The following is a 23,657-nucleotide window of genomic DNA, read 5'->3' as shown; positions in this document are numbered from 1 at the left end:
ATGCAAGTCACGGGGCGGCCTCGGCACACACCGCCCGTCGACCGCGTCCGCGGACCGCGAGGTGGAGCGGATGGGCGCGGTGGGGACCACGTCCATCCGCTCCATCCCGCCCCGGGGTCAGGCGAGCTTGGCCTTCGCGTGGTCCCCGAACTGGCGCATCGGGCCGACGGGGCCGACCTCCAGTAACGCCACGTCCTCGTCGGTCCAGGCCGTGTGACCCGCCGGCCAGTGGTAGGCGTCGCCGGCGCGTGCCAGCTCCTCGGTGCCGTCATCGTGGAGCAGGTGGATCGATCCCTCCAGCACCATCCCCCAGTGGGGGCTCGGGCAGCGGTCTCCCGGCAACCCGGCCAGCACGGGCCCGAAGTCGGTACCCGCGGGGACCCGTGCGTAGCGCACCGCCATGTCACCCCACTCGGCGTACCGGGTCGTCAGCGCTCCCAGATCGAGCTCCAGGGGCAGGTCGTCCAACCGCGTGTTCATCGCGTCTCCCTCTCTCGGTGACAGCCGGAACGCCGGACGGCGCTCCGGGGTCCTCACGTCCGGTAGTCCAGCCCGGCCACCGGTCGACCGGCCCGCTTCCACGCCTCGAGCCCACCGGCGAGGTGGGCGACGTCGCGGTACCCGAGACGGTGGAGCGTGTCGGTCCCCAGCGCCGAGCGGTGCCCCTCGGTGCAGTACAGGATCGTGCGCTGGTCGGGGTGCAACGGCGGACGGTGCTCCGGGCTCGCCGGGTCCGCCCGGAACTCCAGCTGGCCCCGCGGGACGTGGAACGCCCCGGCGATCAGGCCCTCGTCGTCGAGCTCGTCGGGTTCCCGCAGGTCGACCAGGACGCAGTCCTGCGCGAGCAGGTGCGCCTCGACCTGGTAGGGGGTGAGGCTGCGCACCCGCGCGTCGGCCCCGGCCACCATCGCTGCTGCGGTCGTGGTCATCGTCGTCTCCCGGTGTCGGCTCCCACCCTGGAGGCGTGAGAGAACGTGTGACGTCGGTGAGGTCGGGTGGCTAGCGTCAGGTCCGGGGAGTGAGCTGCGACCGTCACCCGGTCAGGACCAGCGATGAGCGACACCGTGGAGGTCGACCCCTGCGAGCGCGCGCGGACCGCGATCGCCGCGGGGAGCTGGTCCGAGGCCGATGCGCTGCTGACCGAGGTGAGCTCCCAACGCCAGCTGAGCGCGGACGAGCTGGGTCTCCAGGCGAACGCGGCCTACGGCGCCGGTCGCTTCGAAGCGGCCATCACCGCGTTCGAGGACGCGCACACGGCCCACCTCGCCGCCGGGGACCTGCTCGGCGCGGCCGCCGCGGCCAACGACGTCGCCACGTACCTGATGATGGACACGGGCCTGATGACGCCCGTCCGGGCGTGGACCCGACGGGCCGAGCAGCTGCTCGATGGCCTCGGCGAGACCCCCGTCCACGCCGGGATCGCGATGGTGCGGACCTACGAGCGGTTCCTGTCCGGCGACCTCGACGCCGCCGGCGAACAGGCCCGGCTGGCCATCGACATCGGCACGCGGCAGGGCGTACTGGCCGCGGTGGCCGTCGCACGGATCGCAACGGCGCGGCTGCTGATCCTCGACGGGGACGTCGAACGTGGCCTGGAGTTGCTCGACGAGGTCGCGGTCGTGGCGACCTCCGGCCAGCTCGATCCGCTGCCGGCCGGCATGGTGTTCTGCGAGCTCATCTGTGCCATGCAGGGCCTCGCCCAGTACGACCGTGCGGAGGCCTGGACCGACGCGATGGAGCGTTGGCGGCGCGGCAACGCGTTCGGTGGACTCGGCGGCCGCTGTCGGGTCCACCGCGCCGAGATCCTCCGCCTCCGCGGCTCGTGCGTCGAGGCCGAGCAGGAGGCGCTGCACGCCTGCGAGCAGCTCCGGCCGTGGATGCGGCGCGAGTTCGGATGGCCGCTGACCGAACTCGGCACCATCCGGCTGCGCCGCGGCGACCTGGAGGGCGCCGAGGAAGCGTTCCTGGCCGCCCACCGCAGCGGTTGGGACCCCGAGCCGGGCCTCTCGCTGCTCCGGTTGGCACAGGGGGACCCGGCGGCCGCGCAGGCCCTGATCGTCGACGCCCTGGAGCGGCCCGTCTCGGTGCCGTCCAAGGAGCGACCACCGACCGGCCAGCTCCGGAGGGCGCCGCTGCTCGACGCCGCGGTCGAGATCGCGGTCGCCGTGGACGACGTGGAGGGCGCCGCCCGGGCGGCCGTCGAACTGATGGAGATCGCCGATCGCTTCCACAGCCGGGCGCTGCACGCCAGCGCTCGCCTCGCGGAGGGTCGGGTGGCCCTCGCCCGTGGAGCAGCGCGGGAGGCCAGCATCGCGTGCGGGACCGCGGTCGCGGTGTGGAGCGAGATCGGCGCCCCCTACGAGACCAGCGTGGCCCGCCTCGTGCTCGCGGGCGCCGAACGGGCCCTCGGCAACGAGGATCGGGCGCTGCTCGAGCTGCGGGCCGCTCACGCCACCTTCGAACGGATCGGGGCCGCCGGGCACGCGTCCGCTGCTGCTGACGCGTGCGGGACCGACGCCACCCCACCGAGCGGCGGGACCGCCTGGCCGGTGGCTGCTGATCGGGCCGTGTTCCGGTGCGACGGGGACACCCGGCTGGTCGAGTTCGCGGGGCGTGCCGTGCTGGTGCGTGACCTCAAGGGCCTGCGCTACCTGGCGCGGCTGCTCGCCGAGCCGGGTCGCGAGTTCCATGTCCTGGACCTCGTGGCCGCCGAACGTGGCGACGCGCCCCCCAGCACGGTGTTCGACCCCGGCGAGCTCGCCCCCGTCACCGACGGCACCGGGCCGTTGCTCGACGAGCAGGCCAAGGCCGCCTACCGGCGACGGCTCGAGGAGATCGATGACGACCTGGCCGAGGCCGAGACGAACGGCGACACCGCACGGGCGGCGCTCGCCGCTGCGGACCGCGACTTCCTGCTGGCCGAGCTGTCCCGCGCCGTCGGCCTCGGCGGCCGCGATCGCACCGAGGGGTCACACGCCGAGCGAGCCCGCACCAGCGTCACGCGCGCCGTGCGCTACGGCCTCGACCGCATCGCGCAGCACCACCCGTCGTTGGCCGACCACCTGGCCCACACCGTCAGGACCGGCACCTACTGCGCCTACGACCCCGAGCCACGGGCCACGATCCACTGGATCCTGTGACGGCGCGCGAGCAGGTCAGGCGTCGGGGGGCTTGCGGAGCTTCTTGGTCTCGCTGCGCTGCTTCTTGGCCTGGAGCCGCCGTTCCTTGGACCCCCTCGTCCGGCGGGTCGGCCGCCGCACCTTCGGCGGCTGGATGGCCTCGGCGAGCAGTGCCTGCAGCCGTGCGACGGCGGCGGCACGGTTCTGCTGCTGGCTGCGCTGCTCGGACGACTGCAGGATCAGCACACCGTCACCGGTGATCCGCGACCCGAGCCGATCGAGCACCCGGGCGCGCTGCACCTCGCTCAGCGCCGTCGACTCCCGCACGTTCCAGCGCAGCTCGACCTTCGAGTCGGTGGTGTTGACCCCCTGCCCGCCGGGACCCGAGGACCGCGACGCGCGCAGGTCGAGCTCCGCCTCGGGGATCGAGACGCCTCGGGAGATCGGGATGCTGGCCACGGGCGAACGGTAACGGCACCACCCCCTCCCCGGGTGGTGCCGTCACCGCCGTCCGGGTGGGTCAGACGCTCGGCAGCATGCACCGGAAGAGGTCCGCCTGCGTCACGTCGACCGCTGGCAGCGAGGCCACCCGGAGCTCGAGCTCCTCCGGTGTCAGCCACCCGTCCCGGCCGTCGGTGGTCGCGTTCTCGGCACCCCCGGACAGGTCCACCTCGTAGGCGTCGAACCCGCGACGCTGGTCGTTGCCGTAGATGTGGAACACGCCGTCGCGGTCGACCGACGGGGCCTTGACCGCCCAGGTGTTGGCGTCCTCGAACCGGAAGCTGGCCACCTCGCGCATCCCCACACCGACGTCGCCGAGGGCGACGCCGACCAGACCCGACAGGTCCACGACCCGGACCCCGCCGTTGTAGAAGGCGATGGTCATCAGCTGCTCGTCCTCGTGGATCTCGAACACGTGGGCGGTGCAGCTGTCGGTCACGTTGGTGGTCGGCCCGAACAGCGCGACGTTCCAGTACCCGACCTTGACCGGGTCCTGCTCGAGGTCGCCGGTGATGTCGTAGACGTGCACGCCACCGTTGGGGCACTGACCGGTCCCGAGCGCACCGACGAACTCGTCCTCGATGATGAGGAAGTCGCGTTCGCCGAGGATCGGGTCGACGATCGTGACCGGGTCCGACTGGTGCTCGACGTTGATCATCGGGTCGACGATCGAGCTGATCAGCTCGGGCGCGGCCGGGTCGGTGGTGTCGATGATCACGGTCTGCGACAGCGCGGCGGAGTAGGCACGGGTGCCGTCGCGGTTGAAGGTGATGTCGTGCGACTCGGTGCCGAGGCCCGGGCGGATCGGCAGCGGCAGGAACGCGACCTGCTCGGGGGCTGACAGGTCGCGGATGTCGAAGACCTCGATGCCGACCTCACCGACCACCGAGGTGATCAGCTCGGAGTTGGAGTTGTAGAGGTAGTCGCCGCTCGGGTGGACGGTCTGGTTGTGCGAGCCCTTCGGGAAGCTGACGAAGGAGACCGTCCTCGGCGCCGTCGGGTCGGTGACGTCCGCGATGAAGGTCCCGGGCCCGAGCTCGGCGGCGGGCCCGAACCCGAGGGCCTCGGCCTCGTGGAAGCAGGTCGACTCGGTGCGCGTGGCGCCGGCGTACCCGCTGTCACGGGTGTAGGCGACCAGCCAGCGGCCGTCACGCTCGAAGACCTGGACGTCGCCCTGCGCGATGGCGCAGTCGTAGACGGCCACCAGCTCGGGCTCGTCGGGGATCGTCACGTCGATGATGTGCAGGCCGTTGGTGTACGAGCCCGCGAACGAGAAGGTCCGGTCCTCGGTGGTGGTCACCACGCGTGGCGGCGCCTTGCCTTTGCCGTTGCCGCGAGGGGCCTGGACCTCGGTGACGACGGGGATGGTCGCGAACTCGAGGTCGCTGCCCTGGTTCGGGCGGGTGCCGTAGCGGTCCTCGTACTGGATGTTGGCGACGTGCTCGATGTTGTGCGGCGTGTCAGCCAGCGTGAGCGAGGGCGCCGCGAGGCCGATGCTGCCCACCGGGAGGAACCCGGCGGTCAGTGAGGCGGCCGCAGCCAACACCAGCAGACGCGAGCGGCGCAGGGACCGGGATGGACGCACGAGGGACCTCCAGGGCCGCGGGACCGACGCCGCGGCTGTCACCGGGGTCTTCCGCGGCGCAGCGGTATGTCCCTCCCTGCTGCGCGGTCGACGCTCACCGGCGCAGGGTCGCGCCTGCCTCCTCGGCCGCGGCCGCGACCGCCTCGATGACCTGCTTCTCGTCGTCCTCGGTCAGCTGACGGTCGGGGGCCTGGAGGCGCAGGCGGACGGCGACCGATCGGCGTCCCGCACCGACCTGCTCACCGCGGTACTCGTCGAACCACCACAGGCCGTCGAGCAGCTCCCCGGCACCGCGGCGGATCGCCGCCTCCAGGCGCGCGTACGGGACCGGATCGTCGGCCACGAGCGCGACGTCGATCGTCAGCGCCGGGTGCTTGACCAGCGGTCGGGCCGTCACCGGCGCTGCGCCGGCATCCACCGCACGCAGGAACGGTTCCAGCAGCAGCTCGCCCGCGGCGACCGGCTCGGGCAGGTCACGTCGGTCCGCCTCGTCGGGGTGCAGCTGGCCGACGAGGCCCACCTCGTGTCCGCCGAGGAGCAGGGCGACGGTGCGCCCCGGGTGGAAGCCCTCCCGTTCGACGGGGACCCGCTCGAGGCGACGTGCCTCCGCGGTGGGGGCGAGGCGCAGCGCGACCTCGTCGAGGACCGCGAGCACGTCGTGGACCGACCACCGCGCGTCCACGTCGAGCCAGTCCTCCCCCGCCCGCAGACCCTGTGCGACCACGCCGAGCGCCCGAGGCTGGATCGGCAGTTCGGCCCCGCGCGGGTCGCGCCACCGCCAGTCCTGCCCGCCGACCTCGGTCCGCGCGCCGTCCAGGGCCGCTGCGAGCCGATCGTCGACGGGACGGAAGACACGACCGAGCTCGAACAGGGCCGTGCCCGCACGGCCCTGCCCCGCGTTGCGGCGTACCGCCTGGAGCAGCCCTTCGAGCAGGGTCGGACGCATCGCCGCCGCGTCCTTGGCGAGCGGGTTGGCGAGTTCGACCCGGCTCGTCGTCGGGACCAACCCTTCGAGCGCGTCGTCACCCACGAAGGGACGGGTGACGGCCTCGTGGAAGCCGGCAGCACGGGCCAGGTCACGGACCTCGCGCTCGGCCCGCTGGCCGGCGGTCAGCCCACCGGTGGTGGCCAGGGCCGGCAACTGCGCCGGGATCGCCTCGTAGCCGTGGAGGCGCGCGACCTCCTCGGCGAGGTCGGCCTCGCGGGTCAGGTCACCACGCCACGACGGCGGGCTCACGCGCAGCCGGCCGTCCCCGAGGTCGTCGACGGCGGCGCCCGCACGTGCGAGCAACGCCGCCTGCCTGGCCGTGTCGAGCTCCTCGACCGCGAGCAGCCGCCGGACCCGCTCGGTGTCGATCTCGACCGGAGGCAGCTGCGTCCACGTCGGTGCCGGGTCGGTGCGCACCACCGTCGTGGCGACGGGGCGGGCGCCAGCGAGCTCGACCAGCAGCTGGACCGCCCGCGCCGCGCCGCGACCGGCGCCGTCCGGGTCGACGCGTCGCTCGTAGCGCTGCGACGCCTCGCTGACCAGGTTCAGGCGCCTGGAGGTGGCGCGGATCGAGGCGGGCTCCCACACGGCCGCCTCGAGCAGCACCCGGGTCGTGGTCGCACTGACCTCGGTGTCGCGTCCGCCCATCACCCCGGCGAGGCTGACGGGGCCCTGCGCGTCGTCGATGACCATGTCGCCCGCTTCGAGGACGCGGGCGCGGTCGTCGAGCGTGGTCAGCTGGTCGCCCCCCGTCGAGCGCCGGACGGTCAGCGCCGGCCCCTTCAGCCGATCGAGGTCGAAGGCGTGCAGCGGTTGGCCGAGCTCGAGCATCACGTAGTTGGTGACGTCCACCACGACGTCGATCGACCGGATGCCGCACTGGGCGAGGCGCTGCTGGAGCCACAGCGGAGAGGCCTGGACGCGGACGTCCTCGAGCGTCCAGGCGACGAACGACGCGCACCCGTCGGTGGCGAGCTCGACCGGGACACCGGCGGACGGCAGCGCGTCCGGGACCTCCGGCGCCGACCAGGTGGTGTCGAGGATGGCGGCGAGGTCGCGGGCCACCCCGAGGACGCTGTGGTGGTCACCGCGGTCGGCTTGGACGGCGACCTCGATGACGGGCTCGCCGAGGGGGAGCAGGTCGGTGACGGCCACGCCGAGCGGGGTGCCCGCCGGCAGCACCAGGATGCCGTCGTGATCGTCGCCGAGCTGCAGCTCGCGGGCCGAGGCCAGCATCCCGTTGGACACCACCCCGCGGATCTCGCGCTGCGCCATCTCCATCCCGGGTACCGACGATCCCGGGAACGCGTGCGCCACGACGTCGCCGACGTCGAAGTTGGCCGCACCGCAGACCAGCTCGATCGAGCCGTCGCCGCCCTCGCCCGTCACGTGAGCGACGCGCAGCTTGTCGGCGTCCGGGTGCGGCGCCCAGTCGAGCACCCGCGCCGTGCGGACCCCGCTGGTGCCGGCGCCGGGGGTGGTGACCTCCTCGACCTCGAGCCCGTTCAGGCTCATCACGTCCACGAGCGCGTCCACGTCGAGCGAGCCATCGTCACGTGCGACGGAGGTGGACGCCAGGTCGACGTGGGCGGCGAGCCAGGACAGCGGGAGCTTCACAGCGGACTCCGGAGGGAGGTGGATCGGAGGTGAGGCAACGGCACGGGCCGTGTCAGAACGTGGTGAGGAAGCGCACGTCGCTGTCGAACAGGTCGCGGATGTCGGTGACCCCGTGGCGCAGCATCGCGACCCGTTCCACACCGATCCCGAAGGCGAACCCCGAGTAGCGCAGCGGATCGATGCCGCAGGCGGTGAGCACGTTGGGATCGACCATCCCCGAGCCGAGGATCTCCAGCCAGCCGGACGGGTGCTTCTCGTAGGTGACGTCGATCTCGGCGGACGGTTCGGTGAAGGGGAAGAACGACGGCCGCATCCTGATCTGCCGGTCCTCGCCGAACAGGCGACGCGCGAAGGTCAGCAGCGTCCCACGCAGGTGCGCCATCGTGATCCCCTCGGCCACCACGAGGCCCTCGATCTGGGTGAACACCGGCGAGTGCGTCGCGTCGACCGAGTCGGCGCGGAACACCCGGCCGGGGCAGACCACCGCGATCGGCGGTTCCTGGGTGGTCATCACCCGTGCCTGGACCGGGGAGGTGTGGGTGCGCAGGACCACGTCGTCCTCGCGGGAGACGTAGATGGTGTCCATCTCCTGGCGTGCGGGATGGTCGGGCTCGATGTTCAACAGGTCGAAGTTGTAGGTGCCCGATTCGACCTCGGGGCCCTCGGCGACCGCGAACCCGAGCCCCACGAACACGTCGAGCATCTCCTGCTCGACCTGGGTCAGCAGGTGGGGGCGGCCGACGGGGACGCGCCGCGGGGGCAGGGTCAGGTCGAGCCGCTCGGTCTCGAGGCGGGCACGCAGCGCGGCGGAGGCGAGCTCAGCGTGACGCGCGTCGTAGGCGGCCGCGAACGCGGCCTTGAAGGCGTTGAGCTGCTGGCCGCGTGCCTTGCGCTCGTCCGGGCTGAGGTCGCGCATCCCCTGCTGCAGCTCGGCCAGCGGCGAGCGCTTCCCGGTGAAGCGGACGCGGACCTCGTCGAGCTCCTCGAGGTCGGCAGCGGCCCCGGCCGCCGCGACGGCGGCGGCCTGCAGCTCGGGCAGTTCGGTCACGACGCAGCTCGCTGTTCGCTCGGCAGCGTGCGGACGCACGCCCGGCGCAGGGTAGACGCGTGTGGGGGCACCTCAGGGCGAGGAGCGGGCGGAGGTCAACCGATCGGCTCGATCGGGACCTCGACGTGGACGTGCGCGCCCACGGCGGCGCCCGGCTCGAACCAGACGCGGCCACCGTGCGCTTCGACGAGCCCGCGGGTGATGTACAGGCCGAGCCCCGTGCCGGCTCGCCGCACGCCGCGCCCTCGCCCGAACTTCTGGAACACCAGCCGGTGCTGGTCGTCGGGGATGCCCGGCCCCTCGTCGGAGACCGTGATGCGCAGGACGTCGTCGACGACGGCCAGGCGCACGTCGACCGCGCCGTCGGAGTAGCCGAGCGCGTTCTCGATGAGGTTGGTCAGCACCTGCTCGAGCTTGTCGGCGTCCGCGAGCACCGGCGGCAGGTCGCCGTCGACCTGCACCGTGAGGTCGCGTTCACCCGCCGCGTCGTGGTGGCGGGCCTTGTCGACCAGGGAGGCGGTCAGCGCGACCGCGTCCACGCGGGTGCGGTACAGCTGGACGCGACCGGCATCGATCCGCGAGACGTCGAGCAGCTCCTTGAGCAGGCGTGTGACGCGGTCGGCGTCGGCGTCGATCGTCTCGAGCATCGCGCGCTTCTGGTCGTCCGAGAACCGCTCCCACTTGGCCAGGAGCGTGCGGGTGAAGCCCTTCACGCTCGTCAGGGGCGAGCGGATCTCGTGGCTGACGGTGGCCACCACGTCACCGTGGACCGCGTCGAGCTGCTCGCGCCGTCCGGCGTTCCGGGCGGTCAGCACCAGCTGGCCGTCGCGCCAGCGCCCCGCGATCGCGACCGCGCGGGCACGGTCGCCGGCCCCGAGGTGCAGGACCCGCTCAGCGAGCCGGTCACCCACGGTCGGCGCCGTGACCGGTGGGAGACACCGCGTGCCGGCGTCGTCGCGCAGCTCGAGGACCTCCTCGAGGGGCCGACCCACGACGTCCGGCGACAACCCGAGCAGGGTCTCGGCCCGATCGTTGACCAGGTCGACGCGACCGCCCGCCCCGATGACGACGACCGCCTCGGGGAGCGCATCGAAGACCGACCGCTCGTCCGCCACGCTCAGCTGACCTCCCCGGGGGAACCACCCGTGACCCTACCGCGTGGCGCCGTCACGGAGCGTTCTCGCCACGGCGAACGCGGCGACGGCGGCGGCCGCCCCCACGTTGAGGGATTCGGCCTTCCCGGCGATCGGGATGGCCAGCGTGCCGTCGAGCACCTCGGCCTCGGCCAGCCCGTGAGCTTCGCTGCCGAGGACGAGCGCCACCGGGCCGCCGGCAGGATCGAGGTCGAAGACCGAGTTCGGCGCCCCCGCATCGAGGCCGAGCAGCCGCCGGCCCGTGGCGGCTGCGAGCGCCCGCACGTCCTCGAGCCGCACGTCGGTCGCGATCGGCAGGTGGTAGGTGGACCCCACCGCCGCGCGGGCGGCCTTCGGACCGAACGGGTCCGCGCTCCCGACGGTGACCACCACGCCCGACGCGCCGGCCGCGTCGGCCGTACGCACGATGGTGCCGACGTTGCCCGGATCGGCGACGCGGTCCAGCACCAGGACCAGGTCGCCGGTCATGGCGTCGCCGAGCGCAGCCAGCGGGGTCGCCACGACGGCGACGATCCCCTGCGGCGAGGCAGCGTCGGCCACCGCGGCCAGCACGTGATCGGCCACCACCGTGACCTCGACGCCAGCAGGGATCTCGAGCTCGCCCCGTCGATCGGGCGTCAGGAGGACCTCGACGACCTGCCCGGCGGCGAGCGCCTCGGCGACCGCACGGGGCCCCTCGGCCAGGTGCTGTCCCCGCGCGACCCGTTCACGCCGCCGCGACAACGAAGCCGCCGCCCGGACCCGAGGGTTGCGCGTGGAGGTGAGGACGGGGGTGTCGGGCACTTCCAGCCTCTCGGGGCCGGACGAGCGCGAGCGCCGACCCGGGAGGTCGGCGCTCGGTCGCCTTCGTCGGTCAGGCAGCGTCGCCCGCGCCGGCCGAGGAGGCGTTCGCCTCGATCGCCGACTTCGCGGTCGCCACCAGCGCGCCGAACGCCGCCTGGTCCCGTACGGCGAGGTCGGCGAGCACCTTGCGGTCCACGTCCACCTGCGCGAGCTTCAGGCCGTGCATGAGGCGGCTGTAGGACAGCCCCTCGACGCGTGCCTGGGCGTTGATGCGGGTGATCCACAGCTTGCGGAAGTCCCCCTTGCGGGAACGGCGGTCGCGGTAGGCGTACCGCTCGGCGTGGTAGACGGCCTCCTTGGCCACCTTGAACCGGCGGCTACGCGCCCCCCGGAAACCCTTGGCCCGGTCGAGGACGGCCTTGTGGCTCTTCTTGGCGTGGACGCCACGCTTCACGCGCGCCATCGTGGTGCTCCTTGATCGTGCGGACGGGCCGCAGCGGGAGGTCTCGTGCGAACGTCAGCCGGGGTTGGCCCGGCCCGACGTCACTGGTTCAGCAGACGCTTGACCTTGGCGGCGTCGCCCGGTGCCAGCTCGGCCTCGCCCTGGAGGCGACGCTTGCGCGAGGCGGACTTCTTCTCGAGGAGGTGCTTGCGGTTCTTGCGGCGCACCATCACCTTGCCGTTACGGGTGACGCGGAAACGCTTCTTGGCGCCGCTGTGGGTCTTCTGCTTGGGCATCGGACGGCCTCGTCGTGGTCGGAACGTGTCCAGCGAACGCTGGGTGGAACGCAGGCGCGCCGCCACCGCGACGCACCTGCGCCGGTGGTCCGCGCACCTCGCGGTCAGTCGGTGGTCTCGGTCGGTGCCTCGCCGGCCGTGGCGGGAGCTGCCTCGGGGGCGGGGGTCTGGTCGGGAGTGTCGTCGGGCGCGGCAGCTGGGGCGGCATCCCCCGCCGCGGCCTCGGCGGCTTCGCTCTCGGCCTTCAGCGCAGCCTTGTTCTTGTGTGGGGCGAGGACCATCACCATGTTGCGGCCATCGACCTTCGGTGCCATCTCGACGGACGCGAGCTCGGCCATGTCCTCGGCGAGGCGGTCGAGCAGACGCAGCCCCAGTTCGGTGTGGGTCATCTCGCGACCGCGGAACATGATCGACGCGCGCACCTTGGAGCCAGCTTCCAGGAAGCGCCGCACGTGGCCGGACTTGGTGCCGTAGTCGTTGGACGAGATCTTGGGGCGCATCTTGATCTCTTTGACCACGACCTGGTTCTGGCGCTTGCGCGCCTCCTTGTCCTTCTGCGTCTGCTGGTACTTCTGCTTGCCGTAGTCCATGATCCGGCAGACCGGTGGGTCGGCCTGAGCGGCCACCTCCACCAGGTCGAGCTCCTGCTCACGTGCACGGCGCAGGGCCTGCGCGAGCGGGACGATGCCCACCTGCGTCCCGTCGGCGTCGACGAGACGCACGCGCGGAACCTTGATGTCGGCGTTCAGACGCTGCTGCTGGTCGTTGATGCTGGTGCCTCCTCGGCGAGGTGTGGTGCGGGTCGGGCGGTGCTGACCGGGCTGACGAGGCACGTCGGGTGACGGCAACGCAGAACGGCGACCCGGAGGTCGCCGTCACGTGTCGCCCATCGCACCGGCCGGTCACCGCCATGGGCGGACCGGTGCTGCCGGTGGAACGAGGACCCGAGGAGGCGTGACCTACCGGGTGGGTGCACGGAGCTGGAGGACCCGCCGCTTCGGAGCGTCGCGCTTCGGGGCGTCGGGGGTGCAGCTCGGCACCGCTTGGTATGCAGTTGGGTGCCGTCCGAGGACGGCACCGTGCGAGGAGGCTACCACGCGACCAGGCGGCGCGTCAGCGCCCGGGCACCCACAGCCGCGAGCCAGCGCCAGGCGGGTCCTGCGGCGGCGACGCGGGAGGTGGCGAGGTCGCGTCTGCGCCCGGCGCAGCACCAGGCGGGGTGTCGCCGCTGTCGCCACCGAGGTCGCCAGGCTCCTGGTGGCCCTGAGCGGCCGCCGCCGCGACCTCGCGCTCGGCCTCGACCTGGGCCAGCTGGAGCTGAGCGAGCACCTGATCGACCTGCTCGAGCAGCTCGGCCGGCAGGTGGGGCCGAGCGCCGTCGACCACGCCGACCGACAGGTCGAGCAGCAACCGGCCGTCACGTCGTCCGAGCTTGACCTGGGCGGCGTTCAGCAGCGCTGAGACGACCTCGGCGACGACCTGCCCGGCAGGCGCCGCGCGCAGCTGACCGAGGTAGGCACGGACCTCCTCCTCGGAGGGCTGGTCACCGGACGGGCCGCCGGGCTGACCACCGGACGGGCCCAAGGGACCGGACGCGTCGGACACGAGGTCCTCCTCAGTGGTGGTGGTCGTCGGGCTCGTCGGCCGGGCCGCCCTGCGAGGCGTAGAACACCACGATGCCGACCACGATGCCGACGACGGCCGAGAGCGCCAACCCCTCGTAGGAACCGATGAGACCGGACGAGGTCGCCTCGGCCTCGTCGGCTGCGGCCGCCGGCAGCGCCAGGAGCAGCAAGGAGACGACCGAGAAGGTCAGGACGGACAGAGCTCGACGCACGGGAGATCTCCGGGTGGCGGGCGCGGCCCAGCCAGGACGGGGCCGCTCGGGAGGGTGCGAGCCTAGCGTCACGGGCGGCCCCGGCCGAGCGGGGAACAGCCCGCGCTCGCCTACGCTCCCCGAGCCACGGCGACCGCCGTGAGGACCGACCCTCGGGAGCGTGCCGGGTGAAGCGATTCGACGACCTGTTCACCGAGCTCCAGGACAAGGCGCGGACCCGCCCGGCCGGATCGGGCACCGTCGCGGCCCTCGACGCCGGCGTCCACGCGATCGGCAAGAAGATCGTGGAGGAGGCCGCCGAGGTCTGGATGGCCGCCGAGCACGAGGGGCCCGAGCGCACCGCCGAGGAGGTCAGCCAACTGCTCTACCACCTCCAGGTGCTGCTCATCGCCACGGGGCTCGACCTCGACGACGTCTACGCTCACCTCTGAGCGAGCGGTCCCGGCGGCAGGCTGTCCGCACCCGCCTCCTCCCCACCTCTCCCACCCTCCTCCCCCGCCGAGGTTCCCGATGCTCCGCGTCGCCGTCCCCAACAAGGGCACCCTGTCCGAGGCCGCCGCCGAGCTGCTGTCCGAGGCGGGCTACCGCCAGCGTCGCGACAGCCGTGAGCTCGTGCTGGTCGACCCCGACAACGACGTCGAGTTCTTCTTCCTGCGCCCGCGCGACATCGCCACGTACGTCGGTTCGGGACGGATCGACCTCGGACTCACCGGTCGCGACCTGCTGCTCGACTCCGAGAGCGACGCCGAGGAGGTGCTCGCGCTCGGCTTCGGCGGCTCCACGTTCCGTTACGCGGCCGTGGCGGGGTCGGTCGCAGCCGTGGAGGACTTCGCGGGCAAGCGGATCGCGACCTCCTACCCCGGCCTCGTACGCCGCGACCTCGCCACCCGGGGTATCGAGACCGAGGTGGTCCGCCTCGACGGCGCGGTCGAGACCGCCGTCCGGCTCGGTGTGGCCGACATCATCGCCGATGTGGTGTCGACCGGCACCACCCTGCGCCAGGCCGGCCTCGAGATCATCGGCGAGCCGATCCTGCGCAGCGAAGCGGTCCTGATCCGCCGGGTGGGCGCGCCCGACGACGAGCAGGTCGACCAGCTCGTGCGGCGTGTCAACGGGGTCATCATCGCCCGGCGCTACGTGATGATCGACTACGACGTCCGCGTCGAGCACATCGACGCCGCCCTGCCGCTGACCCCGGGGATCGAGTCCCCGACCGTCAGCCCCCTGCACGACAAGGGGTGGGTCGCGGTCCGCGCCATGGTCGAGCGGCGCGACACCAACCGGGTCATGGACGAGCTGTGGGTCCTCGGCGCCCGGGGGATCCTGGTCACCGACATCCTGGCCTGCCGCCTGTAGCCGGGCCGATGCCACGCGGGAGGGGGTCCACCGATCGGCGGACCCCCTCCCTCGTCGTGCACGGTCGGGTCAGCGCAGCCCGAGCTTCCTCGAGCAGTGGGGCCAGGCGCCCCAGCCCTGCTGGGCCTGGAGCCGCTCGCCGCGCTTGATCTGCTCCGCGCGGCTGTGGTGGTGCGGGTAGCCACTGCCACCCACACCACGCCAGGACGAGAGGGTGAACTGGAGACCGCCGTAGTAGCCGTTGCCGGTGTTGATCGACCAGTTCTCACCCGACTCGCAGCGGGCGAGGTCGTCCCAGACGGTGCGCGACGAGGTCCGGGCCGCGGCCTCGCGATCGGCGAGCCGGACGGGCTCGACACGTGGGACCAGTTCGAGGGTCCTGGCGAGGAACAGGGCGACCTGGCCGCGCAGGACCGACTGGCCCGGGCAGAAGTGGGTGTCCGCCGTCGCGCACCCCGCCGTGATACCGCTGGCCGCGAGCCGGTCGATGGCGCCCGCGTGGGTGCCCGAGGTGTCGACGAACCACGTGTCGGACGTGGAGGTGGTCGAGAACGCCCGATCGATGAAGGAGGCCATCTCGGCGCGGGTGGTCGAGGAGGTCGGGCAGAACCGGCCGGTGGCGCAGCCCTTGGTGATGCCGGCCTCGGCGAGGGCGTCGATGCTGGACTCGTGGACGCCGGAGACGTCCCGGAAGCCGGCGCTCCGCGTGGCCTCGAGGTCGAGCGCACGTGCGATCATCGTCGCCATCTGGCCCCGGAGGATGGGCCGGTTGGGGCAGAAGTCGTCCTCGGTGCAGCCCTTGATGATGCCTTCGGCTGCGAGCGCGTCGACGGCTTCCTGGTAGACGCTGCCGGCGGTGTCACGGAAGGTGGCGGCGTCGGCGGTGGTGGTCAGTGCCGGGAGCGTCAGGAGTGCGAGCAGGGCCGCGAGCAGGATCGTCACCGACCTGCGGGCGTGGCGGAGCAGCACGGAGTGGTCTCCTGGGGTGAGGGACGCCCGCTTCGACAGCGGGCCGGGAGCGCGACACCCGGCGGACTCACGGGGCGGCGGCGAGAACGGTGACCGAACCCGGCCGGAAGGGCAAATCGCCGGACACTGTCCGTCAGCACAGGTGTCCGTAGCCCATCTGCGTCACTCGGCGGCGAGCTCGTCCACCCCCGGAACCTCCACGCCGACGGCCGCGATCACCGTCAGAGAGCGCGTAGCACGCGTCACAGCCACGTACAGCTGGTGCAGACCGACGCTCGAGGCGGCCGCGATCTCGTCCGGCGCGACGACGATGACGTCGTCGAACTCGAGGCCCTTGACCGTGCGCGGGTCGTGCACTCGGAGCCGGTTCGTGCGTTCTGCGTGGTCCCCCAGCCGGGCATGTGTCGCCGTCTCGAGGTCGGCGAGCCGTCCGTCGGGGCCGATGATCGCGACCGTGCCCTCGCGTCGGGCCAGCAGGTCGGCAGCGGTCTCGGCGGCCCGCTCCGGTAGGTCGTCGGACCGCAGGAGGCGCGGCCGCTCCCCCGCTGAGCGCACCGAGGTCGGGACCGCCGCCGGGTCGTGGCCGGCGGCCACCAGCACGGCCCGCGCCACATCGACGATCTCGGACGGGGTGCGGTAGTTGACCGACAGGCGCGTGACGTTGACCTCGCGTCGCCCGATCAGCTCGGCGACCGCCGCCCAGGTGGCCGGTTCGGCCACCCGGCTGCGCTGCGCCAGGTCACCCACGACCGTCCAGGAGGCGTACGGCCCGCGGCGCGCCACCGCCCGCCACTGCAGGGGGCTCAGGTCCTGCGCCTCGTCGACCACCACGTGGGCGAAGTCGCGGTAACCGGCCGCGGCCACATCGGTGACCTCCAGATCGACCCGCAGCCGGTCGCTGGTCAGGCGGATACCGGGGTCGTCACGGTCGGTCCGCGGTTCGGCGGCCGTGGTCGGCGGGGGGCCGAGCAGGGCCGCGATCTCGTCGAGGAGGCCCACGTCGTCGACCGTCCACCGCTGCGCCCCGGCCCACGCGTCACGCAGCGTGGCGACCCGGGGTCCGTCCAGGTCGCCCGCAGCGACCTGCGCGAGGTCGATGTCGCCGGCCGCGAGTCGCCCCGCGACCTCGAGCGGGTCGAGGACCGGCCACCAGCAGCGGCGCAGCATCGTCACGTGGGGCGCGTCGTCGAGCGCGTCGTCGAACCCGGTGCCGCGGCGCTCCTCGGGGGGGCGACCGCCGGCCGCCCGGTGCGCCGACCGCCAGGCACGCCAGAGGGCGGCGCGCAGCGCGTCGTCAGCGGCGACCGAGCGCGCGTGGTAGCAGCCGCCCGCGGTCGGGCGGACGCGCTGCAGGAGCCGTCGCCGAGCCTCGGACAGCCGGCGGCCGTCGACCACGGCCGTGGTGCCCTCGAAGGTCAGCCGCGTGGCTGGTGGGAGCGGCGGGACGGCCGCTCGGACCGCCCGCCGGCAGACCCCGACGAGGGCCAGGTCACCCTTGATGGCCGCGACCTCCGGCGTGTCCCAGCCCGCGACCTCCGCGCCCGCCGGCGCCAGACCCGCCAAGGGCCGCTGGACCGCACGGTCCTCGCCGAGGGCCGGCAACACCCGGGCGGTGTGCTCGGTGAACGCGCGCGACGGGCCGACCACGAGGACCCCGCGACCCTCGAAGCGTTCCCGGTCCTCGTACAGCAGGTAGGCCACGCGGTGCAGCGCGACGACGGTCTTGCCGGTGCCCGGCCCGCCGGCCACCACCAGCGTCCCGGTGGCGGGCGCGCGGATGATCCGGTCCTGATCGGCTTGGATCGTCGCCACGATGTCGCGCAGGTGGCCGGTCCGGACGCGGGAGAGCGCCGCCAAAAGCGCGCCCTGCCCGGTGACGGCCGTGATGCCGAGCCGGTCGGCGGCATCCGCGTCCAGGACCTCGTCGTCGAGGTCGTCGACCTGCCGGCCGCGGGTCGTCAGGGTCCGGCGCCGGGCGACGCCGAGCGGGCGGGCCGCCGTGGCCCGGTAGAACGCACCGGCCGCGGGTGCCCGCCAGTCGACGAGCATGACGTCACCGGACTCGTCGATGACCGACACCCGACCGACGTGCAGGCGGTCGCCGTCGGCGGTGTCGAGCCGCCCGAACGCCAGCGACTCGACGTCCCCGAAGGTCAACCGTGCGGCCCGGACCGCGTGGTGATGGGCGGTGACGTCCCGCTCGAAGACCGCCTGGAAGGTCCCGCTGCCCGGTTCGCGGTTGGCGGCGACCCGCCGCTCCTCGGCCCGCCGGCGCAGGGTCTCGACCCGCTCGTACACCGCGTCGAGGTGGGCCTGCTCGGCATCGAGCGCCACGCGCTTGGCACCGGGCACCGGATCCGGTGGTGCCAGTGGTGGTTGATCGGTCACAGGTGCTGCAACAACCGGGCGGTCTCGACCGCGGCCAGGGCCGACTCGGAGCCCTTGTTGCCGAGCTTGCCGCCCGCACGCTCCACGGCCTGCTCCCAGGTGTCGGTGGTCAGCACCCCGAAGGCGACCGGGATGCCGTGGGTGCGCGAGACGGCCGCAGCCCCCGAGGCGCACTCTCCCGCCACGTAGTCGAAGTGCGGCGTCGCCCCACGCACCACGCACCCGAGCGCGACCAACGCGTCGACCTCACCGGAGGCAGCCATGCGCTCGAGCACCACCGGCAGTTCGAACGCGCCGGGGACCCAGGCGACCTGGATGTCGGCGGGCAGCGCCTTGTGACGCAGCAGGGTGTCGATGGCACCGTCGACCAGAGGACCGACGACCAGCTCGTTGAAGCGGGCAGCGACGATCCCGACCCGCAGGCCTGCGGCGTCGAGGGTGCCGGTGTGGACGCGGACGTCACCCGCGGCGGGCGTCCGAGCGTGGTCGCTCACGTGTGGTCCTCTCGTTCGGTGGTGCCAGGGGCACCGGGTCGTGCGCCGGCGGCACCGGCGGGCGGGGCATCCTCGCGTACCGGCGCCCCGTCCGCTGCATCCGGCTCGTCCGGACGCGGCGCCATCCCGATGCCGCTGCGTTCGGGACGTTCGACGCGGGCAGGCGCGGTGTCGCGCTGCTTGGCGATGTCGCCGACCCCCGTCGAGACCGCAGCCCCCTCGCCGGACATCACGTGGCCCATCCGCGCCACCTTCGTGGCCAGGTAGGCCGCGTTGTCGGCGTTGGGCACGACCTCGACCGGCAGTCGCTCGGTCACCGAGAGACCGAACCCACCGAGCGCCGCACGCTTCTCGGGGTTGTTGGTCAAGAGGCGCAGGGTCGACAACCCGAGGTCGGCCAGGATCATCGCGCCCGTGCCGTAGTCGCGGGCGTCCGCCGGCAGGCCGAGCTGCAGGTTGGCGTCGACGGTGTCGACGCCCGTGTCCTGGAGCTCGTAGGCCTGCAGCTTGTGCAGCAGCCCGATGCCGCGCCCCTCGTGGCCGCGCAGGTAGACGATGACACCCTGTCCCTCGTCCGCGATGCGGGCCATCGCGAGGTCGAGCTGCGGGCCGCAGTCGCACCGCAGCGACCGGAACACGTCGCCGGTGAGGCACTCGGAGTGCATCCGGACGAGGACGTCGCGCTGGCCCTCCGGTTCCCCGAGGACCAGGGCGATGGGTTCCGACCCGTCGGCGTTCGAGCGGTACCCGATCATGCGCCACGCGCCGTACGGCGTCGGCAGCTGGGCGACGGCCACCCGCTCGACGAGCGAGCTCTCGGTCGCGCGGCGGTAGGCGATGAGATCCTCGATGGTGATCAGCAGGAGGTCGTGGCTCTCGGCGAAGCGCTCGAGGTCGGGCAGACGAGCCATGGACCCGTCGTCGTTGACGACCTCGCAGATGACCGCGGCGGGCCGGCGACCGGCGAGCAGCGCGAGGTCGACCGATGCCTCGGTGTGACCGGGTCGGCGCAGCACGCCGCCCGGGTGGTAACGCAGGGGGAAGACGTGGCCCGGCCGCGACACGTCGTCGGGTGCCGACCCCGGATCGGCGAGCACACGGAGGGTCCGGGCCCGGTCCGCGGCGGAGATCCCGGTCGAGGTCCCCTCGACCGCGTCGACCGTGACCGTGTACGCGGTCCCCTTCGGGTCCTCGTTGCGGTCCACCATCATCGGGATGGCGAGCCGGTCGAGATCCTCGCCGAACATCGGGGCACAGACCACGCCCGACGAGTGCCGGACGATGAACCCGAGGGCCTCGGGCGTGGCAGCGTCGGCCGCCATGACGAGGTCACCCTCGTTCTCGCGATCCTCGTCGTCGACCACGATCACCATGCCGCCGTCGGCGATGACGGCGATGGCGTCCTCGATGCTGGCGAAGCGGCTCACGAGCGGGCTCCGGTCTCCCCTGGCGGGGTGGTGGGGGTGGCGAGGCTGACGTAGGGCGACGGGGCGCCGCCGGCGAGCAGGTGCTCGACGTGCTTGGCGACCACGTCCGCCTCGAGGTTGACCGCGTCACCGACCCCTCGGTCGCCGAGGGTGGTGACCTCGAGGGTGTGCGGGATCAACCCGAGGCGGAACGTGGCGCTCCCGTCGTCACCCGGATCGACGTCGACGACGGTCAGGCTCACCCCGGTCACGGTGATCGACCCCTTCGGGACCAGGTACCGCGCCACCTCGGCTGGGGCGCTGACGGTGAGGAAGACCGTGCCGGGGTGCTCGTCGCGCGCCACGACGCGACCGACCGCGTCGACGTGGCCCTGGACGAGGTGCCCACCGAACCGGGCATCGGCCCGCATCGCCCGTTCGAGGTTGACCCCGTCGCCGGGCGCGAGGTCACCGAGCCCCGTCGAACGCAATGTCTCGGCCATCAGGTCCGCGGTGAAGCCGTCGCCCGTCAGGGTGATGACCGTCAGGCAGCAGCCGTCGACGGCGATCGAGTCGCCGACCCCGGCGTCCTCGACGACCGTGCTGCAGGCCACGTGCAGCCGCGCGGCGGCGTCCTCGCCCGCACCCTGGCGTTCGAGCACCACGACGCGGCCGACCTCCTCGACGATGCCGGTGAACATCAGGCCTGCCTCTCGGTGGGGACGGCGGGGCGCGTCACCGGGACGCGCTCCCAGATCAGGTCGGCGCCGGCACCGCCGACGCGCACGGTGCGCCAGCCGTCGGCGTCCTCGTCGAGCACCGGCCGCGGAGGTCCGGCGCCCGTGCCTAGGGCCACGTGGCGCACGAGGCGGTCGACCAGCCCGGCGCCCAGCAGGGTGTGCGCGAGCTTCGCCCCGGGTTCGGCGAGGACGGTGGCGATGCCGTGCACGGCGAGGACCCGGAGCGCAGCCGCCGGATCGACCTTCCCGTCCACGCCCGTCGGGACATCGATGACCTGCGCCCCCGCCTCGGTCAGGGCTGCTCGGACGCTGCGGCCGGCGTCGGCCCGGGTCAGCAGCAGCGCGCCGCGAGCCACGACCTTCGCTGTCGGTGGCGTGCGCAGACGTCCGTCGAGCACCACCGGGCGAGGCTGCTGGCGACGGCCGAGGGGCACGTCGCGCACGTCGAGGCCCGGGTCGTCGGACACGACGGTGCCGCTGCCCACGAGGACCGCGTCGACCGAGGCGCGCCACCGGTGGACCGCCCGACGCGCCGCCGGGCCGGTGATCCAGCGGCCGCCACCGGGCCCGTCCCCCGGTGCGACGAGCGACCCGTCGACCGTCTGGGCGAGCTTCAAGGTGACGTGCGGTCGGCCGCGGCCGACCAGGCTGAGGAACCCCGCGAGTTCGTCGGCCACCGCGGCGCGGAACACCTCGGGGCCGAGGACGACCTCGATCCCCGCGGCCCGAAGCGCGTCCGCACCGCCGCTCGCGGTCGGGTTCGGATCGGGGTGGGCGATCACGACCCGGGTGACCCCAGCCGCGAGCAGCGCGTCGGTGCACGGTGGGGTGCGGCCGTGGTGCGCGCACGGCTCCAGGGTGATGTGGGCCGTGGCACCGCGTGCCTGCTCGCCAGCCGCTCCGAGCGCGACGACCTCGGCGTGAGCGCTGCCGGGCGGGCGGGTCGCTCCCTCACCGACGATCCGATCGCCCCGCGCGATGACGCACCCGACGGCCGGGTTCGGTGAGGTGGTGCCCCGGACCGACGTCGCCAACGCCAACGCACGCGCGAGGTGGGCACGCTCGGTGGCGTCCACGGTCGGCGTCGTGGCGGCGGTCACGTTCGATCCTCGGCCTGGGAGCTCGTACGGCACGGGTACGGGAGCGTCAGCCGGCGCCAGGCGGACCACCGGTGGGTCCTCACCCTGCCCCGGGGACGCGCCCCCGCGAGCCTACCGGCCGCGACAGCCAGTCCCGGACGACGGGTCAGCCGCCCGCCCCGTTGGCGTCACCCGGCAGGGGCAACTCGATCTCGAGGTCGACCGCACGCTCGTCGTCACGTCGTCGGTCGACCGCGTAGGTCGATCGTCCGCCCCCGCCGCGTGTCTTGGCGTACCGCTTCATCTCGGTGGCGACCTCGACGAGCTCGCCGGGGTGGACCAGCTCGCGGGTCTCGGTCGACGCCGCGCCGATGGACAGCGACAGCAACGGGTATCGCTGCGGCACGCCGCGGCGATCGGCGACCTCGATGGCACCGGCGAGCCGGTCGACGGGGTCGTAGAAGGTGGGCGCCAACGCGTCGAAGCGGCGGCAGATCGCCAGCGCGATGTCGTCGGCGAGCTCGGCGGGGGCCACCACCACGAAGTCGTCGCCGCCGACGTGGCCGATGAAGGTGTGCTCGTCGCCGTGCTCGGAGGCGACCGCCTGCAACAGCGAGGCGGTGGCGCGGATCGCCTCGTCCCCGCGCAGGAACCCGTAGTGGTCGTTGAAGGGCTTGAACTGGTCGAGATCGACGTAGAGCAGCGCGAGCTGGTCGCCGCGCTCGAGCCGTTCGGTCAGCTCCGACAGGATGCGTTCGTTGCCGGGCAGGCCGGTCAGGGGGTTGCGGGCACTCTGCTGATCGGCGCGCCGGAGGGCCGCCCGGACGTGGGCGAGCAGGACGTCGGCGTCGAACGGCTTGGTCAGGTAGCCGTCCGCGCCGGCATCGAGCCCCTCGACGGTGTCCGACGCCTGGCCACGAGCCGTGAGCAGGACGATCGGCAGGTGAGCCGTCCTGGCGTCCTCTCGTAGGCGTCGCAGGACCTCGAGGCCGTCCACGCGGGGCATCATGACGTCGAGCAGGACGATGTCGGGCTCACCCCGGCGTGCGTGCTCGAGCGCCTCGACGCCGTCGCACGCCTCGATGACCTCGTAGCCGTTGAGGCTCAGGGTCACCTCGAGGTAGGCACGGATGTCCTCGTCGTCGTCCGCGACGAGCACCCGCGCCACGGTCACGTCCGTGCCGACGACTGCACAGCGATCGCGGCATCGACCAGGGCGCGGACAGCCGCCCGACGGTCCTGGTGCCCGAAGACGGACGAGCCGGCGACGATGGTGTCCGCCCCGGCACGCACGGTGCCCGCCACGGTGTCGACCGTGATCCCGCCGTCGACCTCGATGCGGAAGTCCGCCCCGTGGGCGCCACGCCAGTCGTCGGCCGCGGCGATCTTCGGCAGGACCTCGGGGATGAACGCCTGCCCGCCGAACCCGGGTTCGACGGTCATCAGCAGCAGCATGTCGACGTGCGGGAGGAGCTCCTCGACGAGGGAGAGCGGCAGCTTCGGCTTGAGCGCCACCCCCACGTGTGCCCCGAGCTCGCGCAGGGCGTGGACGATCGACAGCGGGTCGTCGTCGACCTCCGGGTGGAAGGTGACCGACTCGGCACCGAGCGCGACGAACTGCGGCGCGTAGGTGCGCGGGTCGCTGATCATCAGGTGGCAGTCGAGGAAGTGGTCGGTCGCCGCGCGGAGCGATGCCACCACCGGCTGCCCGAGGGTGATGTTGGGCACGTAGTGGCCGTCCATCACGTCCACGTGCATCCACGGGACGGCGTCACCGACATCGTTCACCTCGTCGGCGAGGCGCGAGAAGTCCGCGGCGAGGATCGACGGGGACACCACCAGGTCGTGCACCGCT

General features: G+C 73.2%; 23 protein-coding genes and 2 pseudogenes. 3 read left to right on the top strand and 22 right to left on the bottom strand.

The window, feature by feature from the left end; genetic code table 11:
• Positions 1-117: 117 nt before the first annotated feature.
• Both NITAL_RS16975 and NITAL_RS16970 read right to left on the bottom strand, forming a co-directional pair.
• Entirely contained in the window at positions 118-480 is a 363-nt protein-coding gene (locus NITAL_RS16975; protein ID WP_052667392.1) for a cupin domain-containing protein, read from the bottom strand.
• A 53-nt stretch (positions 481-533) separates the two neighbouring features.
• Entirely contained in the window at positions 534-929 is a 396-nt protein-coding gene (locus tag NITAL_RS16970) for a rhodanese-like domain-containing protein (protein WP_052667391.1), read from the bottom strand.
• 123 nt (positions 930-1,052) lie between these two features.
• Between NITAL_RS16970 and NITAL_RS16965 the strand changes: the two genes are divergently transcribed.
• The gene (locus NITAL_RS16965; protein WP_052667390.1) at positions 1,053-3,140 is read left to right on the top strand and encodes a hypothetical protein; all 2,088 of its coding nucleotides are present in this window, start codon (positions 1,053-1,055) and stop codon (positions 3,138-3,140) included.
• Between the two features lie 15 nt (positions 3,141-3,155).
• Here the strand turns inward: NITAL_RS16965 and arfB are convergent, their stop codons facing one another.
• From arfB to NITAL_RS16910, 11 genes are all read right to left on the bottom strand, one after another.
• Positions 3,156-3,578: an alternative ribosome rescue aminoacyl-tRNA hydrolase ArfB gene (gene arfB, locus NITAL_RS16960; RefSeq protein WP_052667389.1), complete on the bottom strand. Its 423-nt coding sequence runs from the start codon at positions 3,576-3,578 to the stop codon at positions 3,156-3,158.
• 61 nt (positions 3,579-3,639) lie between these two features.
• On the bottom strand, positions 3,640-5,205 hold the full coding sequence (locus NITAL_RS16955; RefSeq protein WP_052667388.1) for an LVIVD repeat-containing protein: 1,566 nt from the start codon (positions 5,203-5,205) through the stop codon (positions 3,640-3,642).
• A 94-nt stretch (positions 5,206-5,299) separates the two neighbouring features.
• Positions 5,300-7,810, bottom strand: a complete 2,511-nt coding sequence (pheT, locus tag NITAL_RS16950) for a phenylalanine--tRNA ligase subunit beta (RefSeq protein WP_052667387.1) — start codon at positions 7,808-7,810, stop codon at positions 5,300-5,302.
• A 52-nt stretch (positions 7,811-7,862) separates the two neighbouring features.
• A complete protein-coding gene (pheS, locus tag NITAL_RS16945) occupies positions 7,863-8,858 on the bottom strand; it encodes a phenylalanine--tRNA ligase subunit alpha (protein ID WP_052667386.1) in 996 nt (331 codons plus the stop codon).
• Between the two features lie 95 nt (positions 8,859-8,953).
• The gene (locus NITAL_RS16940; protein ID WP_052667385.1) at positions 8,954-9,973 is read right to left on the bottom strand and encodes a sensor histidine kinase; all 1,020 of its coding nucleotides are present in this window, start codon (positions 9,971-9,973) and stop codon (positions 8,954-8,956) included.
• A gap of 36 nt (positions 9,974-10,009) precedes the next feature.
• Positions 10,010-10,795 carry a TrmH family RNA methyltransferase gene (locus NITAL_RS16935; RefSeq protein ID WP_052667384.1) on the bottom strand — a complete coding sequence of 262 codons (786 nt, stop codon included), beginning with the start codon at positions 10,793-10,795 and terminating at the stop codon, positions 10,010-10,012.
• A gap of 70 nt (positions 10,796-10,865) precedes the next feature.
• Positions 10,866-11,258, bottom strand: a complete 393-nt coding sequence (gene rplT, locus NITAL_RS16930; protein WP_052667383.1) for a 50S ribosomal protein L20 — start codon at positions 11,256-11,258, stop codon at positions 10,866-10,868.
• Between the two features lie 80 nt (positions 11,259-11,338).
• A complete protein-coding gene (rpmI, locus tag NITAL_RS16925) occupies positions 11,339-11,533 on the bottom strand; it encodes a 50S ribosomal protein L35 (RefSeq protein WP_052669753.1) in 195 nt (64 codons plus the stop codon).
• Between the two features lie 104 nt (positions 11,534-11,637).
• Entirely contained in the window at positions 11,638-12,366 is a 729-nt protein-coding gene (infC, locus tag NITAL_RS16920) for a translation initiation factor IF-3 (protein WP_083441683.1), read from the bottom strand.
• A gap of 280 nt (positions 12,367-12,646) precedes the next feature.
• Positions 12,647-13,138 (bottom strand): hypothetical protein, encoded by a 492-nt coding sequence (locus NITAL_RS16915; protein WP_052667382.1) that lies wholly within the window; start codon positions 13,136-13,138, stop codon positions 12,647-12,649.
• A 10-nt stretch (positions 13,139-13,148) separates the two neighbouring features.
• A complete protein-coding gene (locus NITAL_RS16910) occupies positions 13,149-13,370 on the bottom strand; it encodes a hypothetical protein (protein ID WP_052667381.1) in 222 nt (73 codons plus the stop codon).
• A 167-nt stretch (positions 13,371-13,537) separates the two neighbouring features.
• Here NITAL_RS16910 and NITAL_RS16905 point away from each other — a divergent pair, with 167 nt between their 5' ends.
• Positions 13,538-13,801, top strand: coding sequence for a phosphoribosyl-ATP diphosphatase (locus NITAL_RS16905; protein ID WP_052667380.1), 264 nt, complete (start codon positions 13,538-13,540; stop codon positions 13,799-13,801).
• Between the two features lie 79 nt (positions 13,802-13,880).
• Positions 13,881-14,726: an ATP phosphoribosyltransferase gene (gene hisG, locus NITAL_RS16900; RefSeq protein ID WP_052667379.1), complete on the top strand. Its 846-nt coding sequence runs from the start codon at positions 13,881-13,883 to the stop codon at positions 14,724-14,726.
• Positions 14,727-14,801: 75 nt separating this feature from the next.
• On the opposite strand, the pseudogene NITAL_RS29620 reads toward hisG, so the two are convergent.
• From NITAL_RS29620 to rpe, 9 genes and pseudogenes are all read right to left on the bottom strand, one after another.
• A pseudogene (locus tag NITAL_RS29620) lies at positions 14,802-15,095 on the bottom strand (transglycosylase family protein); the annotation flags it as partial.
• Positions 15,096-15,308: 213 nt separating this feature from the next.
• Positions 15,309-15,668, bottom strand: a pseudogene (locus NITAL_RS29615) (S-layer homology domain-containing protein); the annotation flags it as partial.
• Positions 15,669-15,857: 189 nt separating this feature from the next.
• Positions 15,858-18,083, bottom strand: a complete 2,226-nt coding sequence (locus tag NITAL_RS16890; RefSeq protein ID WP_052667378.1) for a HelD family protein — start codon at positions 18,081-18,083, stop codon at positions 15,858-15,860.
• The gene (gene ribH, locus NITAL_RS16885) at positions 18,080-18,577 is read right to left on the bottom strand and encodes a 6,7-dimethyl-8-ribityllumazine synthase (RefSeq protein WP_052667377.1); all 498 of its coding nucleotides are present in this window, start codon (positions 18,575-18,577) and stop codon (positions 18,080-18,082) included. Before ribH ends, NITAL_RS16890 begins: the two co-directional genes overlap by 4 nt.
• Positions 18,574-20,004 (bottom strand): bifunctional 3,4-dihydroxy-2-butanone-4-phosphate synthase/GTP cyclohydrolase II, encoded by a 1,431-nt coding sequence (locus NITAL_RS16880; RefSeq protein WP_083441681.1) that lies wholly within the window; start codon positions 20,002-20,004, stop codon positions 18,574-18,576. The genes ribH and NITAL_RS16880 overlap by 4 nt, the downstream gene beginning before the upstream one ends.
• Positions 20,001-20,684, bottom strand: coding sequence for a riboflavin synthase (locus tag NITAL_RS16875; protein WP_052667376.1), 684 nt, complete (start codon positions 20,682-20,684; stop codon positions 20,001-20,003). Before NITAL_RS16875 ends, NITAL_RS16880 begins: the two co-directional genes overlap by 4 nt.
• Positions 20,684-21,823 (bottom strand): bifunctional diaminohydroxyphosphoribosylaminopyrimidine deaminase/5-amino-6-(5-phosphoribosylamino)uracil reductase RibD, encoded by a 1,140-nt coding sequence (gene ribD, locus NITAL_RS16870; protein ID WP_083442222.1) that lies wholly within the window; start codon positions 21,821-21,823, stop codon positions 20,684-20,686. The genes NITAL_RS16875 and ribD overlap by 1 nt, the downstream gene beginning before the upstream one ends.
• Positions 21,824-21,968: 145 nt before the next feature.
• Positions 21,969-22,970 carry a GGDEF domain-containing response regulator gene (locus NITAL_RS16865; protein ID WP_052667374.1) on the bottom strand — a complete coding sequence of 334 codons (1,002 nt, stop codon included), beginning with the start codon at positions 22,968-22,970 and terminating at the stop codon, positions 21,969-21,971.
• A 2-nt stretch (positions 22,971-22,972) separates the two neighbouring features.
• The gene (rpe, locus tag NITAL_RS16860) at positions 22,973-23,638 is read right to left on the bottom strand and encodes a ribulose-phosphate 3-epimerase (RefSeq protein ID WP_211262468.1); all 666 of its coding nucleotides are present in this window, start codon (positions 23,636-23,638) and stop codon (positions 22,973-22,975) included.
• Positions 23,639-23,657: the final 19 nt, after the last annotated feature.

It is taken from the genome of Nitriliruptor alkaliphilus DSM 45188 (genome assembly GCF_000969705.1).
GTDB lineage: Bacteria > Actinomycetota > Nitriliruptoria > Nitriliruptorales > Nitriliruptoraceae > Nitriliruptor > Nitriliruptor alkaliphilus.
Note: the sequence above shows the minus strand (reverse complement) of the source record. Positions and strands in the feature narration are given on the sequence as shown.

What these genes read in the sequence shown, in the direction of transcription:
- rpmI (WP_052669753.1), bottom strand. Translation starts at nt 11,533, where the DNA reads ATGCCCAAGCAGAAGACCCACAGCGGCGCCAAGAAGCGTTTCCGCGTC.
- hisG (WP_052667379.1), top strand. Translation starts at nt 13,881, where the DNA reads ATGCTCCGCGTCGCCGTCCCCAACAAGGGCACCCTGTCCGAGGCCGCC.
- NITAL_RS16965 (WP_052667390.1), top strand. Translation starts at nt 1,053, where the DNA reads ATGAGCGACACCGTGGAGGTCGACCCCTGCGAGCGCGCGCGGACCGCG.
- NITAL_RS16875 (WP_052667376.1), bottom strand. Translation starts at nt 20,684, where the DNA reads ATGTTCACCGGCATCGTCGAGGAGGTCGGCCGCGTCGTGGTGCTCGAA.
- NITAL_RS16975 (WP_052667392.1), bottom strand. Translation starts at nt 480, where the DNA reads ATGAACACGCGGTTGGACGACCTGCCCCTGGAGCTCGATCTGGGAGCG.
- NITAL_RS16970 (WP_052667391.1), bottom strand. Translation starts at nt 929, where the DNA reads ATGACCACGACCGCAGCAGCGATGGTGGCCGGGGCCGACGCGCGGGTG.
- rplT (WP_052667383.1), bottom strand. Translation starts at nt 11,258, where the DNA reads ATGGCGCGCGTGAAGCGTGGCGTCCACGCCAAGAAGAGCCACAAGGCC.